Source organism: Lysinibacillus sp. (assembly GCF_032093475.1).
Classification (GTDB): domain Bacteria; phylum Bacillota; class Bacilli; order Bacillales_A; family Planococcaceae; genus Lysinibacillus; species Lysinibacillus irui.
On sequence record NZ_DAMDAY010000089.1, the window covers coordinates 1 to 15409 of the forward strand.

General features: G+C 38.2%; 14 protein-coding genes and 1 riboswitch. Of the genes, 10 read left to right on the forward strand and 4 right to left on the reverse strand.

Features of this window, described 5'->3' with window-relative positions; translation table 11 throughout:
• The 4 genes from RT445_RS16815 to RT445_RS16830 all read left to right on the forward strand — a co-directional run.
• Positions 1-297 (forward strand): IclR family transcriptional regulator domain-containing protein (locus RT445_RS16815; RefSeq protein WP_313471039.1); only part of this gene is annotated, 297 nt, incomplete at its 5' end.
• An 11-nt stretch (positions 298-308) separates the two neighbouring features.
• Complete coding sequence (locus RT445_RS16820; protein ID WP_312506633.1) at positions 309-1232, forward strand: aminopeptidase; 924 nt, start codon at positions 309-311, stop codon at positions 1230-1232.
• Positions 1233-1460: 228 nt separating this feature from the next.
• A complete protein-coding gene (locus RT445_RS16825) occupies positions 1461-1928 on the forward strand; it encodes an NUDIX domain-containing protein (RefSeq protein WP_274797370.1) in 468 nt (155 codons plus the stop codon).
• Positions 1912-2688: an alpha/beta hydrolase family protein gene (locus tag RT445_RS16830; RefSeq protein ID WP_274794163.1), complete on the forward strand. Its 777-nt coding sequence runs from the start codon at positions 1912-1914 to the stop codon at positions 2686-2688. The genes RT445_RS16825 and RT445_RS16830 overlap by 17 nt, the downstream gene beginning before the upstream one ends.
• 578 nt (positions 2689-3266) lie before the next feature.
• On the opposite strand, the gene pckA is transcribed toward RT445_RS16830, so the two are convergent.
• Positions 3267-4853, reverse strand: coding sequence for a phosphoenolpyruvate carboxykinase (ATP) (gene pckA / locus RT445_RS16835; protein ID WP_312506632.1), 1587 nt, complete (start codon positions 4851-4853; stop codon positions 3267-3269).
• Positions 4854-5242: 389 nt separating this feature from the next.
• Positions 5243-5361, forward strand: a riboswitch (SAM riboswitch).
• A gap of 257 nt (positions 5362-5618) precedes the next feature.
• On the opposite strand from pckA, the gene metK reads away from it, so the two are divergent.
• Positions 5619-6815, forward strand: a complete 1197-nt coding sequence (gene metK, locus RT445_RS16840; protein WP_274794161.1) for a methionine adenosyltransferase — start codon at positions 5619-5621, stop codon at positions 6813-6815.
• Positions 6816-6993: 178 nt separating this feature from the next.
• On the opposite strand, the gene RT445_RS16845 is transcribed toward metK, so the two are convergent.
• On the reverse strand, positions 6994-7506 hold the full coding sequence (locus RT445_RS16845; protein ID WP_274794160.1) for a gamma carbonic anhydrase: 513 nt from the start codon (positions 7504-7506) through the stop codon (positions 6994-6996).
• A 134-nt stretch (positions 7507-7640) separates the two neighbouring features.
• Here RT445_RS16845 and RT445_RS16850 point away from each other — a divergent pair, with 134 nt between their 5' ends.
• Complete coding sequence (locus RT445_RS16850) at positions 7641-8447, forward strand: alpha/beta hydrolase (RefSeq protein WP_274794159.1); 807 nt, start codon at positions 7641-7643, stop codon at positions 8445-8447.
• A 126-nt stretch (positions 8448-8573) separates the two neighbouring features.
• Positions 8574-10082 carry an alanine/glycine:cation symporter family protein gene (locus RT445_RS16855; RefSeq protein WP_274794158.1) on the forward strand — a complete coding sequence of 503 codons (1509 nt, stop codon included), beginning with the start codon at positions 8574-8576 and terminating at the stop codon, positions 10080-10082.
• Positions 10083-10152: 70 nt separating this feature from the next.
• On the opposite strand, the gene mnmM is transcribed toward RT445_RS16855, so the two are convergent.
• Complete coding sequence (gene mnmM, locus RT445_RS16860) at positions 10153-10728, reverse strand: tRNA 5-(aminomethyl)-2-thiouridylate-methyltransferase MnmM (RefSeq protein ID WP_312506631.1); 576 nt, start codon at positions 10726-10728, stop codon at positions 10153-10155.
• Positions 10725-11681 carry a tRNA modification radical SAM protein MnmL/YtqA gene (mnmL, locus tag RT445_RS16865; RefSeq protein ID WP_313471041.1) on the reverse strand — a complete coding sequence of 319 codons (957 nt, stop codon included), beginning with the start codon at positions 11679-11681 and terminating at the stop codon, positions 10725-10727. The genes mnmM and mnmL overlap by 4 nt, the downstream gene beginning before the upstream one ends.
• 234 nt (positions 11682-11915) lie before the next feature.
• On the opposite strand from mnmL, the gene RT445_RS16870 reads away from it, so the two are divergent.
• From RT445_RS16870 to RT445_RS16880, 3 genes are all read left to right on the forward strand, one after another.
• A complete protein-coding gene (locus tag RT445_RS16870) occupies positions 11916-13094 on the forward strand; it encodes an MDR family MFS transporter (protein ID WP_274794155.1) in 1179 nt (392 codons plus the stop codon).
• A 150-nt stretch (positions 13095-13244) separates the two neighbouring features.
• Positions 13245-13592: an ArsR/SmtB family transcription factor gene (locus RT445_RS16875; protein WP_274794154.1), complete on the forward strand. Its 348-nt coding sequence runs from the start codon at positions 13245-13247 to the stop codon at positions 13590-13592.
• A gap of 56 nt (positions 13593-13648) precedes the next feature.
• Positions 13649-15391, forward strand: coding sequence for a SulP family inorganic anion transporter (locus RT445_RS16880; protein WP_312506630.1), 1743 nt, complete (start codon positions 13649-13651; stop codon positions 15389-15391).
• The last annotated feature ends 18 nt before the right edge of the window (positions 15392-15409 follow it).

Sequence of the window (15409 nt, forward strand, 5' to 3'; positions counted from 1 at the left end):
GAACCCTTAAAAGCCTATACAAATAATACAATGACAGATGCCAATGAAATACGGGCTGAGCTTGAAAAAATACGTGCATGTGGTTATGCACTAAGTAATAGTGAATACTCTGTCGACGTCTTGGCGCTCGCTATGCCAATATTCAATAGTGAAGAACAGGTTGTCGCCTCGATTACTGTTTCGGGACCCATCTATCGTTTTACCGAGGAACGTGTTCCAGAGGTGTTAGGCCCTTTAACAGAGGCCAGAAATGAAATAGAAGGAATTATTCGGAGATATCATTTGAATTTTAATTAAGGAGTCCTATTATGCAACATTTACATGACATTGCACTTACTATCTTAAAAGGTAATTTAAATGTTCAATCATCAGAAACATTATTGATTTTGACGGATATTCACAAGGAAGACATTGCGAAAATTTTTTATGAAGCTGGGCTGACGATTACAGCTAAGACAATGTTTATGGTCATGCCGTTACTAGAAAAATCTGGTCAGGAGCCAATCATTGCAGTATCGACACTTATGGCTAATGCTGATGTTACGCTTTGTATTACCTCACATTCCTTAACTCATACAGCGGCACGTAAAAATGCCTGTGAGCATGGTGGACGCGTAGCGACAATGCCAGGTGTTACATTGGAGATGCTTGAGCAAGGTGCACTTCATGCAAATGCACAGGAAATAGAAGAGTTGGTGGGAAAATATGTCCAACTACTCGATGCGGCAAACGATATTCGAATTGTTAAAGGTGGACATGAGTTGACCTTCAGTGTAGAAAAACGTGTAGGAATTCCCTCTACAGGAATCATTCGTCAAGCAGGGGAGCACGGGAATATCCCTTCAGGAGAATCCTATATTGCCCCAATCGAAACATCTGCAAATGGCGAAATTTTAGTGGATGGTTCAATTGCTAATATTGGTGTTCTAAAGGAGCCATTATTATTAAAAATCAAGAATGGACGTTTAGAAGAGGCAATTGGCCCAGATGGTCCACAATTACTGCAATTACTGGGCGAAGGTAATGGTAGAGTAATCGCAGAGTTTGGCATCGGAGCCAATAAAAGTGCAATCCTATGTGGTAATGTATTAGAGGATGAAAAGGTGTATGGAACAATCCATATTGCATTTGGCAGTAATGTGCCATTTGGTGGGGCAAATGCGGCAGATGTTCATATTGATTGTGTTGTAAAAAGTCCTGTTGTTTATTTTGATGGGAAGCAAGTAATCTAAGCGAAAGCGTGTCTTCGTATGAAGCACGCTTTTTTGCTTGCTGTAATTTAGAGTTGCTTGTCTTTGTTGGATTACACTATAGTTAACATAGATAAGCTAGAGGATGATAATAATTAACATCTAGTGTCCATTATAAAAAGGAATCAACGAGAGATTCTGTCCATAAAATAGGAGCAATGAGTGAGTGTTGCTTCTGTTTTCATCAAGAAAGAACGTGAGGGTGAAACTATGCTAACATTTACAGATTTACATGGCCTACAAGTCGATTTAAGTTTTTCAAGAGGGGAATTTGAAGTAGAGCCCAAGCATGTCCTTGTTTTTTTAAAGCATGAAAATAAATGGCTATGTACCATCCATAAACGACGTGGTGTAGAGGTGCCAGGGGGCAAATTAGAGGAGGGCGAAACCTTAGAGGAGGCAGCTATTCGGGAAGTTTTTGAGGAGACGGGTGTCCATGTGAAAAATCTGCAATGGTTCGCAGAATATGCGGTTCACGATGAAGTGAAATTTTGTAAAACAGTTTTTACTGCACAATTTGCAGGTCAAGAGCATATTGAATTTGATCTAGAAACATCGGGCATGCTTTGGTTAACAGATGAAGAATTCATCCATCATCCTAACTTAAGCTTTCATATGAAGGATGAGGGCATGAGAAAAATGCTGGAGGAGTTGAAACATCGTGACAAACAATGGTGAAATTGTAGAAAAGCGAGCTTATCCTTCACCAAATCCAGCCATACGGTTAACTGAAATAACTTATTTATCACAGGGTTTACGTATAAAAGGATTATTAGCAGAGCCAAAGGCAGAAGGTACATATGATGGCTTTTTATATTTAAGAGGGGGCATGCAAAGCATTGGAATGGTAAGACCATCACGTATTGCTCAATTTGCAGCTCAGGGCTTTATTGTGTTTGCTCCATACTATCGTGGAAATCGTGGTGGAGAAGGTCGTGACGAATTTGCAGGTGCAGATCGTTACGATGCAGTCTATGCTGTAGATGTTCTCAAACAATTTTGCAATGATAATATACATGTTTTTGGTTTTTCCCGTGGGGGAATTATGGCTCTTTGGACAGCTATTTTAAGAAAGGATATCACCTCTGTCGTCACATGGGCAGGTGTTTCTGATGCAACAGCTACTTATTGGGAGCGAACAGATATGCGAAGAATGATGAAACGGGTGATTGGAGGAACACCGAATCGTGTACCTGAAGCTTATGATGCACGAACACCGCTTTTCGAAGTTGAGCAAATAACAGCTCCAGTATTAATTATCCATGGCTATCGGGATGAAAATGTTGATATCGAACATGCTAGACAATTGGCCTTTTTCTTAGACGAGGCTAATAAAACATACGAAACATGGTATGACCCTAACTATGCCCATCAATACCCACCTGCTAAAAATCGAGAAACCGTCCGCGCTCTTTGCCAATGGATGAAACAACAATAATTGAAACAAAGAAAATTGAAGTATGTAATTTGAGAGAACAAGAAGGCTTCTTGTTCAAAGTGGCAAGGCGAGGGGTTGATTTCCGTTCCGCCGGCGTCCTTTCCAGGGGGCGTCCGATAAGCCGCTTCACTCACTTCGTTCGCTCCAGGGTCTTATCTGTGACGCTAATCCCCTAGGAGTGACGCAGGCTCCACACCAATCAATCATACTGCAAAGGTATTTTTCTTTGTCCTTCTTTCTAACAGGAACAAACAATAAGCCCATCCTATCTAATTTATAGAGAGGATGGGCTCAAACTCTATTTATTGTTTTATTTTGCTAAAAAACTTTAAATATCGATTTTTTCTACCTTTATTCGGGTACAGATATTCTATAACAGGTATGAAATGAAAAAAGGAGTCAATAAAACTGAAATTGACCAAAATTACTTTTATCAGGTTATGCCTTTTTCCAAGTTAACACTAGTAATCATGCAATTGTAGTTAACTTAAAAATAATCATACGTAACTCCCTATATTATCATTAAGAAAAAAGAAAAAGAGAACGAGTGAAATCGTTCCCTTTGTTCTGTATATAGTTTATTTTAATGGGCCACCAAGTGTAATGATAGCTTCAGAAACGTTTGTGAATTTCTTAAAGTTTTCATTGAATAGACCTGCAAGTTCAGCCGCTTTTTCATCATAAGCATCTTTATCTGCCCAAGCTTCACGAGGGTTTAACACTTCAGAAGGTACACCTTCAACTGCTGTTGGAATGTGTAAACCAAAGACAGCATCTTGTGTTGTTTCTACATTTGTTAATTTGCCATCGATTGCTGCACGTACCATTGTGCGTGTGTAAGAAAGCTTCATACGGCTACCTGTACCATATTCGCCACCAGTCCAACCAGTGTTTACTAGGAATACTTGTGCGCCGTGCTCGTCAATCTTTTGACCTAACATTTCTGCATACACTGTTGCAGGAAGTGGAAGGAATGGAGAACCGAAGCAAGTAGAGAATACTGGTTCTGGTTCTGTTACACCACGTTCAGTTCCAGCAAGTTTAGAAGTGAAACCGCTTAGGAAGTGGTACATTGCTTGCTCTTTTGTTAATTTACTGATTGGAGGTAATACGCCAAACGCATCAGCTGTTAAGAAGATGATAGTTTTTGGATGACCTGCAACAGATGGATCAACAATATTTTCGATGTATTGGATTGGATAAGCAACACGTGTGTTTTCTGTTAATGAACCATCATCATAATCACAAATACGAGTTTCTGGGTCAACAGCTACGTTTTCTAAAACAGAACCGAAGCGGATTGCATTGTAGATTTCTGGTTCTTTTTCAGCAGAAAGGTTGATTGTTTTTGCATAGCAACCACCCTCAATGTTGAACACTCCATTATCAGACCAGCCATGTTCATCGTCACCGATAAGCTTACGATCTGGGTCAGCAGATAAAGTCGTTTTACCAGTACCAGATAGACCGAAGAATAATGCCACATCGCCAGCTTCACCAACGTTTGCTGAACAGTGCATTGAAAGGATTCCTTGTTGTGGTAATAAGTAGTTCATGATACCGAAAATAGATTTTTTCATTTCACCAGCATACTCAGTACCACCAATTAAAATAATTTTCTTTTCAAGTGATACAATGATGAATGTTTCAGAAGATGTACCATCAACTGCAGGATCTGCTTTAAAGTTAGGAGCAGAGATAACTGTGAAGTCTGCAACATGAGAAGCTAATTCTTCTTTAGTTGGACGGATAAATAATTGATGAGCAAAAAGATTGTGCCAAGCGTATTCATTAATCACTTGAATGCTTAATTGAGAATCTTTGTCAGCACCTGCAAAGCCTTTGAATACGAATAACTCGTCACGTTCTTTTAAATATTTTATTACTTTTACATATAGGTTATCGAACACTTCAGAAGAAATAGGTTGGTTGACTTTACCCCAGTCAATTTGATCTTTTGTGCTTTCTTCTTCTACCGTATATTTATCTTTAGGTGAACGACCAGTGTATTTGCCAGTTTCTGCACGAACTGCGCCATCTACTGTTAACATTGCTTCACCACGAGATGTAGCTTTTTCTGCTAATTGTGGTACTGAAAGTTGAACATTAATGTTACCGCCGTTTAATAATTCCTTCAGTTCGTTTGCAATTTCTACTGAATTCATCGATTAAATACCATCCTTTTTTATAGTATTCCCTTGATTTAGAGGGATTTTTTCTTAATTTCAAAAATAGTATAACACAATTGCTTAAATAATCTATACTAATTAAGAAATTATTTTAGAGTTTTTATCACTTTTCAATAAACTGACAAAAAATAATGTTTTTCGAGTAGAATCCAATCAATCCTACTGTAATTAGGCATAAAAATTGAGCCACACATATGTTACCACAAGATGCTAGGTATGTTGTAGGGATTAATTTGCTTCTATTTACATCATCATCCAAGTATGAAAAGTTTTTGTTTAATCAGTTCCTTCCTTTCTATACAGTAATACATTAGAAAATATTTGACAACGTTCGACCTTTTCAGTAACATACAATTGAACGGATACTCTTATCCCGAGCTGGTGGAGGGTCAGGCCCTGTGAAACCCGGCAACCTGCATGAATCATTTCACGACATGCGTTGGTGCCAACCTGATGCAAGGGAACATCCCTTGAACGATAAGAGTGAAAGGTTACGAAGTCATTATTCCTTTCCTCATGTAAAGTAACGTGAGTAAAGGATTTTTTTATTGTTTAAAATGAATGTAAAGGTAAGTATATGTAGTTCTTTCCTTATTATAATGACGGATCTTTCGAAATCCTCGTGTTAAAAGCAGCAGTAACGGCTTGAGAGTTCAATCCTTAGGAGCGGACTTGACATGGGTAATGAGTACCGTATTCATACACAACTACTTTTCGTAAAAGTAATAGGAGGAAAACCAAATGACAAACCGTCGACTGTTTACATCAGAGAGTGTAACAGAAGGACATCCAGATAAAATTTGTGACCAAATCTCGGATGCCATTTTAGATGCTATTTTAGCAGAAGATCCAAATGCACGTGTAGCGTGTGAAACTACTGTAACAACAGGATTAGTATTAGTAGCAGGAGAAATTACAACTTCTACTTATGTAGATATTAAAGGTATCGTTCGTGATACTGTAGCCGAAATAGGCTATACACGCGGTAAATATGGCTTTGATGCTGAAAACTTAGCCGTGCTTGTGGCTATTGGTGAACAATCACCGGATATTGCACAAGGTGTTGACCAAGCATTAGAAGCGCGTGAAGGCTCAATGACAGATGCTGATATTGAAGCTATTGGTGCTGGTGACCAAGGTCTAATGTTTGGTTACGCATGTAATGAAACACCAGAGTTAATGCCACTACCAATTAGTTTAGCACACAAATTAGCACGTCGTTTAACAGAAGTACGTAAATCAGGAGAATTAGCATATTTACGTCCTGATGGTAAAACTCAAGTAACGATTGAATATGATGACAATAATGTACCAGTACGTGTGGATACTATTGTTATTTCAACACAGCATGATGAAGAGGCAACACTGGATCAAATTCAAGCAGATTTAAAAGAATTTGTTATTGGACCTGTTGTGCCAAGTGAATTATTAGATGCTAACACGAAATATTTCATCAACCCAACTGGCCGTTTTGTAATCGGTGGACCAAAAGGAGATGCTGGGTTAACAGGACGTAAAATCATTGTTGATACATACGGTGGTTACGCGCGTCATGGTGGTGGAGCATTCTCAGGTAAGGATGCGACAAAGGTAGACCGTTCAGCAGCTTATGCAGCACGTTATGTAGCGAAAAATATTGTAGCAGCTGGATTAGCAGACCGCGCTGAGGTACAACTTGCCTATGCGATTGGTGTTGCACAACCTGTTTCTATTGCTGTCGATACATTTGGTACAGGCAGAGTGAAAGAAAGTGAAATCGTAGAATGGGTTCGTGAACTATTTGATCTACGCCCAGCAGGTATAATTAAAATGCTGGATCTACGCCGTCCGATCTATAAACAAACTGCAGCATATGGTCATTTTGGCCGCACTGACTTAAATGTGCCATGGGAACAAATCGATAAAGCTGATGCACTTCGAGAAAAAGCACATCTGTAAACTATTGAACTAAAGTAATGAAGTCGTTAGAACGTTATTCTAGTGTACTAATATGCAAGGGGGCAATGTTGCCCCTTTTATTTTTTCAAAAAAACCTCGCACTGGCTCGTGAACAAGAAATGGTCACGGCCACGCGAGGGATTTTTTTCGTTAGTATTGAATTTTTGTGTATGATTGGTTACTTCTGAAGAGATTTATAATATTGACCTTTTTCTACGTATTCACGTACGATACGTTCCATATCCTCTTTGTCTTCAGCATTTAATTCACGGACAACTTTGGCTGGGCGACCTAATGCTAAACTATTCGGAGGAATGACCTTACCTGGAGGTACGAGGCTTCCTGCTCCAATAAATGCACCCTCTCCAATTTCTGCACCGTCTAATATAATGGAGCCCATACCAATTAAAGCATTTTTGCGAATTGTACAACTATGTAAAGTGACTTGGTGTCCGACTGTAACCTCATCTTCAATAATAAGTGGATATTTTGGGCTTTGATGTAAGCAACAAAGATCTTGGATGCTAACACGTTTACCAATAATTGTTGGTGAGACATCCCCACGAATGACTGTATTAAACCAAATTGTTGTTTCAGCACCAATTGTTACATCGCCCGTAACGGTTGCATAATCAGCAATGAAAACAGACGGATCGATCTTTGGCGTTTTATCTTTGAATGGATAAATCATGAAAATCGCCTCTTTTCTTTCTATAATGTAGTATTATCGTATCAAATACGCAACTTTATGGAAATATAAAATTAAAATGTGGCATTTATTTCGATATAATCAAAGTGTAATTATTTTTTAGGAGGACTATGTGAATGTGGAAATGGGAAGCTGATGGACAAGCAAAGGCTGTGATTGCTATTCTTCATGGTGCTTATGAAAATCACCGTTGGTATGCATGGCTTATAGAGAAATTAAGAATGGAAGGCTTCCACATAGTCATGGGGGATTTACCTAATCATGGTATTAATGCAAGGTTTGCTCGTGTCCATGATGAGGACTTCAAATTGTACAATAAGTATACAAGAAATCTAATTGAAAATGCTTTTTCATATAATTTACCAACCTTTTTAATAGGTCATGGTCTTGGAGCAACATTAATTCTCCATACAATGCAAAAGAAGCAATATGAATGTGCTGGCATTATTTTGACATCACCTTGGTTGCAATTAAAGCTATTACCAGGTAAATTATCGAATGCTTTAACGAGTTTAAGTGCTTTAACAGCTAATGTTAAAATGACACACGATATTAATTTAGAAAAATTAACGCGAAGTGTTGAAGGTAGAGAAGAGATGAAAGATGATATACCATTCATGTCTGTCGTGTCAGTGAAATGGTATCGGGAGCTGCAGCAAATGATGAAAAATTTAGTGCTGCTACCTAAAGGTGAATTCCCGAATATGCCGATGCTCATCATGACTGCTGAGAAAGATAAGATTACTGAAACTCGACAAACTCGTAATTGGCTTCATCAACAAGAATTCACAGAGTTTCAGTTCAAAGAATGGGAAAATTGTTATCATAATTTATTTCATGAAGTAGAGCGTGAAGAGATTTTTATGTATATTCGAGATTTTATTAATAATGCGCTAAGAAGAATTGGTTATATAATTAAATAGGTTTATACCCTTCCATTTACTAGGTTACTTACTTAAATATTGTTACTTAAAAATAATATTGTAATTTTCAGAAAAGTGTAATACTATAATGACTTAAAGTAAGGTATTTTAAATTGGAGGGGTAAAATGGATGTAATTGTGGAGAAGTTAAATGGGATATTATGGGGACCATGGTTTATTTATGGTATCTTATTGATTGGGTTGTTTTTCTCAATCATTACAAGGTTCCTACAAGTAAGGCATATTAAAGATATGTTTGTTTTAATGTTTAAAGGGGAAAAATCGGATAAAGGAATTTCGTCTTTCCAAGCCATGTCGATAGCACTATCAGGACGTGTAGGTACAGGTAATATTGCCGGTACTGCGACAGCGATTGGAATGGGAGGACCCGGTGCTGTCTTTTGGATGTGGGCAATTGCTTTCATTGGTGCGGCAACCGCGTATGTAGAGTCAACATTAGCTCAAATCTATAAAGAAGAGAAAGATACTGAATATCGTGGTGGACCGGCCTTTTACATAGAAAAAGGAATGGGCCAAAAATGGTTTGCAGTTATTTTTGCAGTGGCTGCTTTGATTGCGATGTTAATCTTAATGCCTGGTGTACAGTCAAATGCTATTGCAGGCGCTGTTGAAAACGCTTTCGGTTTGGATACTTGGATCACAGGTCTTATTATTGTCGTTTTATTAGGCGCAATTATTATCGGGGGCGTTAAATCCATTGCAAATGCAGCTCAAATCATTGTACCGTTTATGGCATTAGCATACATCATTATGGCTATTATCATTATTGTTATGAATATCTCTGAAGTACCTTCAGTATTTGCATTAATTTTCTCAAGTGCCTTTGGTGCTCAAGAGATTTTTGGAGGTATTATTGGTTCTGCCATTGCTTGGGGTGTTAAACGTGGAATTTACTCCAATGAAGCTGGCCAAGGAACAGGGGCTCACCCTGCAGCAGCAGCCGAAGTATCGCATCCAGCTAAGCAAGGGATTGTTCAAGCAGCTTCTGTGTACATTGATACTTTATTAATTTGTTCTGCTACGGCATTTATGATTTTATTTACAGGGATGTACAATGTACAAGATGAAAAGGCAGCGGAAGGAACAGATCCATTTATCCATATTGGGGAATTTAATAATGGTGGATTAGCTGGCGATGAACAAATGACATTTGCAAAAAGTATTGAAGCGGGTGCTGCGTATACACAATATGCGGTTGATTCATCATTACCAGGCTTTGGTGCTCCATTTGTAGCTATTGCGTTATTCTTCTTTGCCTTTACAACAATTATGGCTTACTACTACATTGCTGAAACAAATGTCGCTTATTTATTTAGAGGTAACACAGAAAAGGTATTTATTTGGATAGCAAAAATTGCTATTTTAATTGCAGCATTCTATGGTACAGTTCGTACTTCTGGTCTAGCATGGGCAATGGGAGATGTGGGCCTTGGTCTCATGGTTTGGATTAACGTACTTGCCATTTTAATTATTATGAAGCCAGCAATTGTTGCATTAAAAGATTATGAGAAACAGAAAAAAGAAGGAAAAGACCCTGTCTTTGATCCTCGTAAACTAGGAATTAAAGGTGCAGATTTCTGGATTGACTATAATGAAAAACGAAAAAATAAATAGTTAAAGAGGAAGGCGATTAACTAGTTTCTATTAAACTAATTAATCGCCTTTTTTCTTGTACCTGATCGTATTAAATAGGATATTCTTTTATTTTCTCTAACGCAATAACAAATGGTGGATCATTCTGCTGATTGAGGAATTCATATTTTAAGACATGTACATATTTTTGTGGAAGCTTACTGACATAGTCAATAACACTATCTCGCTCTTCCTTTCCACCAGGATGACCATGATAAATGACTAGGACAATTAACCCTCCAATTTTCAAAAGCTTTAGCAAATCCTCGATAGCCTGTATTGTAGTAGTTGGTTGGGTAATAATATCATGGTTGCTACCAGGTAAATAGCCAAGATTAAAGATGGCTGCCGCTACTGGCTTGTGTACAAAGTTTGATATTTCCTCATGTCCTTTGTTTAATACAAGAGCGCGGTGCTCTAAACCGTGATCTAATAGACGATGGAGTGTAGCATCCACTGCCTCCTTTTGAACATCAAAGGCATATACTTGTCCTTTATCTCCGACTAGCTGTGCTAAAAAGAGGGTATCATGGCCATTTCCTGCCGTCGCATCAACCACCGTATCTCCCTCTGCTATACTATCCTTTAATAGCCACTGGGCATACTGTAAAACACGTTGTAATTTCATTTTGTAACCTCAGCCTTATAAAACTTCCCTTGCCAACTGCCACGACGTTCAAGCTCGGCATCAATACCATTCAACACTTCCCATTTATTGACACTCCACATTGGCCCAATCATTAAATCAATCGGTCCATCGCCTGTAATGCGATGAATAACCATGTCAGGTGGTAAAATTTCTAATTGATCAGCTACTAGCTTTGTGTAAACATCCTGATCTAAAAATTCTAGCATCCCTTTTTCGTATTGCTTTACCATAGGTGTTCCTTTTAATAGGTGAAGTAAGTGGATTTTAATACCTTGGACATCTAGCTTTGCCACTTCTCGTGCGGTTTCCATCATCATGTCATAGTCCTCTAAAGGCAGGCCGTTAATAATATGTGAGCAAACACGTATCCCATGTTTGCGCAATTTTTCAACACCTTCTACATAGGTTGCATAATCATGGGCGCGGTTAATAAGATTGGCAGTTTTTTCATGAACAGTTTGAAGGCCAAGCTCAATCCATAAATACGTACGCTCATTTAATTCAGCTAAGTATTCTACGACATCATCTGGTAAACAGTCCGGACGTGTAGCAATGGACAAACCAACTACACCTTCTTGCGCTAAAGCAGCTTCAAACTTTTCCTTTAAAACTGGCAATGGGGCATGTGTATTAGTATAGGCTTGGAAGTAGGCCATGTATTTGCCGTCTTTCCATTTTTGATGCATTTTATGTCGAATTTCGGCAAATTGGACATCGATTGGATCGACCTTATTGCCTGCAAAATCGCCAGAGCCAGCAGCACTGCAAAATGTACAGCCACCAAAGGCTACTGTGCCGTCACGATTGGGGCAATCAAAGCCTGCGTCTAACGCTACTTTAAACACTTTATGACCAAATTGATCACGTAAATAGCGATTCCATGTATAGTATCTTTTCCCCTCAGAAGGAAAAGGAAAATTCATTTCTGTCATTTATTTCACTCCTCTAACTCTTTATTTTATCATGTGCTTTTCGTTCCGTCATGGGAGAAGGGCTTAATCATACATAGAAGTTTTAAATTGTAACGAAAAAGAGAAGATGGCATATCATTCCTAAGTAAAATATTGTGGAAGACTTGTAAAAAGGGTAAAATTATTTTCCTTGTACTTTTAAGTGTTTCAGCATAAACTAGCTATTTAGAGAAGCGAAATAATGGAGGTCATCATATGCCAAAACGTGTTTGGTTTTTAATAATTGGAATGCTTGTTAACACAACAGGCAACTCTTTTTTATGGCCTTTAAATGCCATTTATATGCATGATTATTTAGGAAAAACGCTTGCGATGGCTGGCTTTGTCTTAATGCTCAATTCTGCTGCTGGGGTACTTGGTAACCTACTAGGAGGTTACTTATTTGATAGAATTGGTGGCTATAAGGCTATAATGTTTGGCATTCTGTTAACGATTGCTTCACTAATTGGTTTAACGATTTGGCACGGTTGGCCACATTATGTGTGGTTTTTAACAATACTCGGCTTTAGTGGGGGCATCGTTTTTCCAAGTATGTTTGCATTAGCTGGTGCTGCATGGCCAGAGGGCGGACGAAAAGCCTTTAATGCCATCTATTTGGCACAGAATGTTGGAGTTGCTGTAGGACCTGCACTTGCAGGTATAGTGGCAGATTATCAATTTGACTATGTTTTTAAAGTAAATTTAGGGATGTATATTTTATTCTTTTTCATTGCGCTATTTACATTTAAGCGTTTAGAGGTAGGGAGTATTGCACCGAAGAGTGTCGTTAGTGAAAGTAAACGAATTGTTAACAAGGCACCATTCTATGCTTTGTTAATTATTAGTGCGTCCTCCGTTTTATGTTGGCTAGCATATTCTCAATGGAGTGCAACGATTTCGTCTTATACCCAAGATTTAGGCTTGGGGTTAAAACAATACAGCTTACTTTGGACAATAAATGGTCTACTTATTGTTTTGGGGCAACCTCTTATTGCGCCTCTTGTAAAACGGTGGGAGCATCATTTAAAACGTCAGTTAGTGTTTGGTGTAACGCTTATTGCCATTTCTTTTGGAATTATTGCCTTTGCAAGTGATTTTAAAATGTTCGGTGCAGCGATGCTTGTTTTAACATTTGGCGAAATGTTTTATACCCCCGCATTGCCAACCATTGCGAATCAACTTGCACCAAAAGGACGACAAGGGTTTTATCAGGGCATAATTAATAGTGCTGCGACTGGGGGACGGATGATTGGGCCATTATTCGGCGGGATAATGGTGGATCAGTTTGGGATGATCCCTCTAGTGTTAACCTTAGTGGTCATTGTGCTGTTGGCTATTATCCCATGTTTAACTTACGATTATCCTTTAAAAAAGAACAATATAGTTGTAGATTAATAATCTAACAAAATAAAAAGAGAGCAAAATCGAGTGTGTATAACACTAGGTTTTGCTCTTTTTTATAGGAGATATTGAAAAATATTGTCAACAGGCTTACAATTATATATATTCAAATATTTGAATATGTAGTGATATGGAGGTTTTTTTATGGAAGAGGGCTTACAACAGTTTAAGGCGGATTTTTTTAAAGCATTAGCACATCCGTTACGTATTAGAATACTTGAACTCCTTGTAGATGGTCAGAAAAGTGTCAACGAGATTCAAGATTGTTTAGAAAAAGAGGGCTCGGCAGTTTCACAGCAATTAAGTGTTTTACGTGCTAAAAATATTGTTTATGGGGTGAAAGAAGGTAAAAAAGTTTACTATTCTTTAAGTGATCCAATGATTGGTGAATTACTCGGAGTGGCAAAGGATATTTTTAATAACCATTTAGTTAATACCATTTCAAGATTAGAAGAAATGACGAGCAATGAAGGTGACGAAGACAATAAGTAAATCAATGATGTTTAAAAATTATGCTTTGCTTATTATTTTGAAGGGAAGATTTATCTATGAAGTCACTGTTTACAGGACGCTTTGAAGGGTATTCAGTTCATCATGTAAAGAAGGATGTAATGTCTGGAATTATTGTTGGGATTGTCGCCATTCCACTCGCCATGTCCTTTGCCATTGCATCTGGTGTGAAACCTGAGTATGGTATTTATACCGCTTGTATTGCTGGTATCCTTATTTCGCTTTTTGGTGGATCTAAATATCAAATTGGTGGGCCCACCGGAGCGTTTGTGCCGGTATTATTAGGAATTGTCCTTACTTATGGCTATGAAGATTTATTACTTGCCGGTTTAATGGCAGGGGTTCTGCTTTGCTTAATGGGTATTTTTAAGCTGGGGTCTTTAATTAAGTTTATTCCTCGCCCTGTAACAGTTGGTTTTACTGCAGGTATAGCTGTTCTTATTTTTACAGGTCAAATTGCCAATTTTTTAGGGCTAACCAATATGGAAAGACATGAATATTTTATGGACAATATACAAGAAATCGTTAAGCAGCTAGGTACGACGAATGTTTATAGTATCTTTACGGCAATCCTTTGTTTACTAACGATTATCATCACACCAAAACTTTTTCCAAAAGTTCCTGGTGCATTAGTTGGAATTGTTGTTTCAACTCTTGTGGCAACGTTCTTCTTTTCAGGACAAGTTGCCACTATTGCAACAGCCTATGGTCAAATTCCTAATTCATTACCTCATTTTGCTTTTCCTCCTATTACGTTGGAACGCTTACAACAGCTTATTGGTCCAGCGTTTGTCATTGCAATGCTAGGAGGCATAGAATCTCTGCTATCTGCTGTCGTTGCAGACGGGATGACAAATAGTAAGCATAACAGCAACCGGGAACTTATTGGGCAAGGGATTGCCAATATCGTGACGCCATTGTTTGGAGGTATACCTGCCACGGGTGCGATTGCACGTACAGCGACCAATATTAAAACAGGCGCAGTTTCTCCTATGTCAGGTATCATCCATGGTGTGTTTGTCTTAGTCACATTATTGTTATTAGCTCCATTTGCGTCACACATACCGTTAGCAAGTATGGCTCCTGTGTTAATGGTAGTAGCTTGGAATATGAGTGAACGACACCATTTTTCGCATATTGTGAAGTTAAAATCTGGAGATTCACTTGTATTATTAATTACCTTTTTATTAACTGTCTTTACTAGTCTTACATTAGCAGTCGAAGTAGGGCTAGTCTTGGCTGTGCTTTTATTTGCGAAACGGATGAGTGAAAAGCTTGTTGTCACAAAAGTATTACCCGATCATTCCCTCAAAGGGGAGAAGGTGCAGGCACATGTCGTTCACAAGCAGCATGATTGTCCGCAAATTAGCATGTATACAATTGAAGGTCCACTGTTTTTTGGTGCAGCACAAATGTTTGAACAAACGATTGAAAGCGCGTTACATCAGAAATCAAAAGTTTTGATTTTACGAATGGGGAAAGTGCCCTTTATGGATTCAACTGGTGAAGCATATTTTAGCAATATCATGGATAACTTTATAGCGCAAGGTGGTACTATTTTGTTAACTGGTGTGCAAGGTGATTTAAAGGTAGCCCTGCAGCACAATGGAATCTACGATAAAATAGGCGTGCAACATTTTTATCAGCACACAGGAGAAGCAATTACAAAAGCTATTAGCTATTTGGATGTAAATCAATGCATTGGATGTCAGCATTTTGCTTTTCATGAATGTAAGGATTTATCTAAAACTAAGGAAAAAAAGGAATTAATTGTTCAGTAATGGGTAACCTGTAAACAA

Bases quoted from the DNA above. Each gene is read 5' to 3' on its own strand.
- RT445_RS16820 (WP_312506633.1), top strand. From the start codon at position 309: ATGCAACATTTACATGACATTGCACTTACTATCTTAAAAGGTAATTTA.
- RT445_RS16825 (WP_274797370.1), top strand. From the start codon at position 1,461: ATGCTAACATTTACAGATTTACATGGCCTACAAGTCGATTTAAGTTTT.
- pckA (WP_312506632.1), bottom strand. From the start codon at position 4,853: ATGAATTCAGTAGAAATTGCAAACGAACTGAAGGAATTATTAAACGGC.
- metK (WP_274794161.1), top strand. From the start codon at position 5,619: ATGACAAACCGTCGACTGTTTACATCAGAGAGTGTAACAGAAGGACAT.
- RT445_RS16845 (WP_274794160.1), bottom strand. From the start codon at position 7,506: ATGATTTATCCATTCAAAGATAAAACGCCAAAGATCGATCCGTCTGTT.
- RT445_RS16850 (WP_274794159.1), top strand. From the start codon at position 7,641: ATGTGGAAATGGGAAGCTGATGGACAAGCAAAGGCTGTGATTGCTATT.
- RT445_RS16855 (WP_274794158.1), top strand. From the start codon at position 8,574: ATGGATGTAATTGTGGAGAAGTTAAATGGGATATTATGGGGACCATGG.
- mnmM (WP_312506631.1), bottom strand. From the start codon at position 10,728: ATGAAATTACAACGTGTTTTACAGTATGCCCAGTGGCTATTAAAGGAT.
- mnmL (WP_313471041.1), bottom strand. From the start codon at position 11,681: ATGACAGAAATGAATTTTCCTTTTCCTTCTGAGGGGAAAAGATACTAT.
- RT445_RS16870 (WP_274794155.1), top strand. From the start codon at position 11,916: ATGCCAAAACGTGTTTGGTTTTTAATAATTGGAATGCTTGTTAACACA.
- RT445_RS16875 (WP_274794154.1), top strand. From the start codon at position 13,245: ATGGAAGAGGGCTTACAACAGTTTAAGGCGGATTTTTTTAAAGCATTA.
- RT445_RS16880 (WP_312506630.1), top strand. From the start codon at position 13,649: ATGAAGTCACTGTTTACAGGACGCTTTGAAGGGTATTCAGTTCATCAT.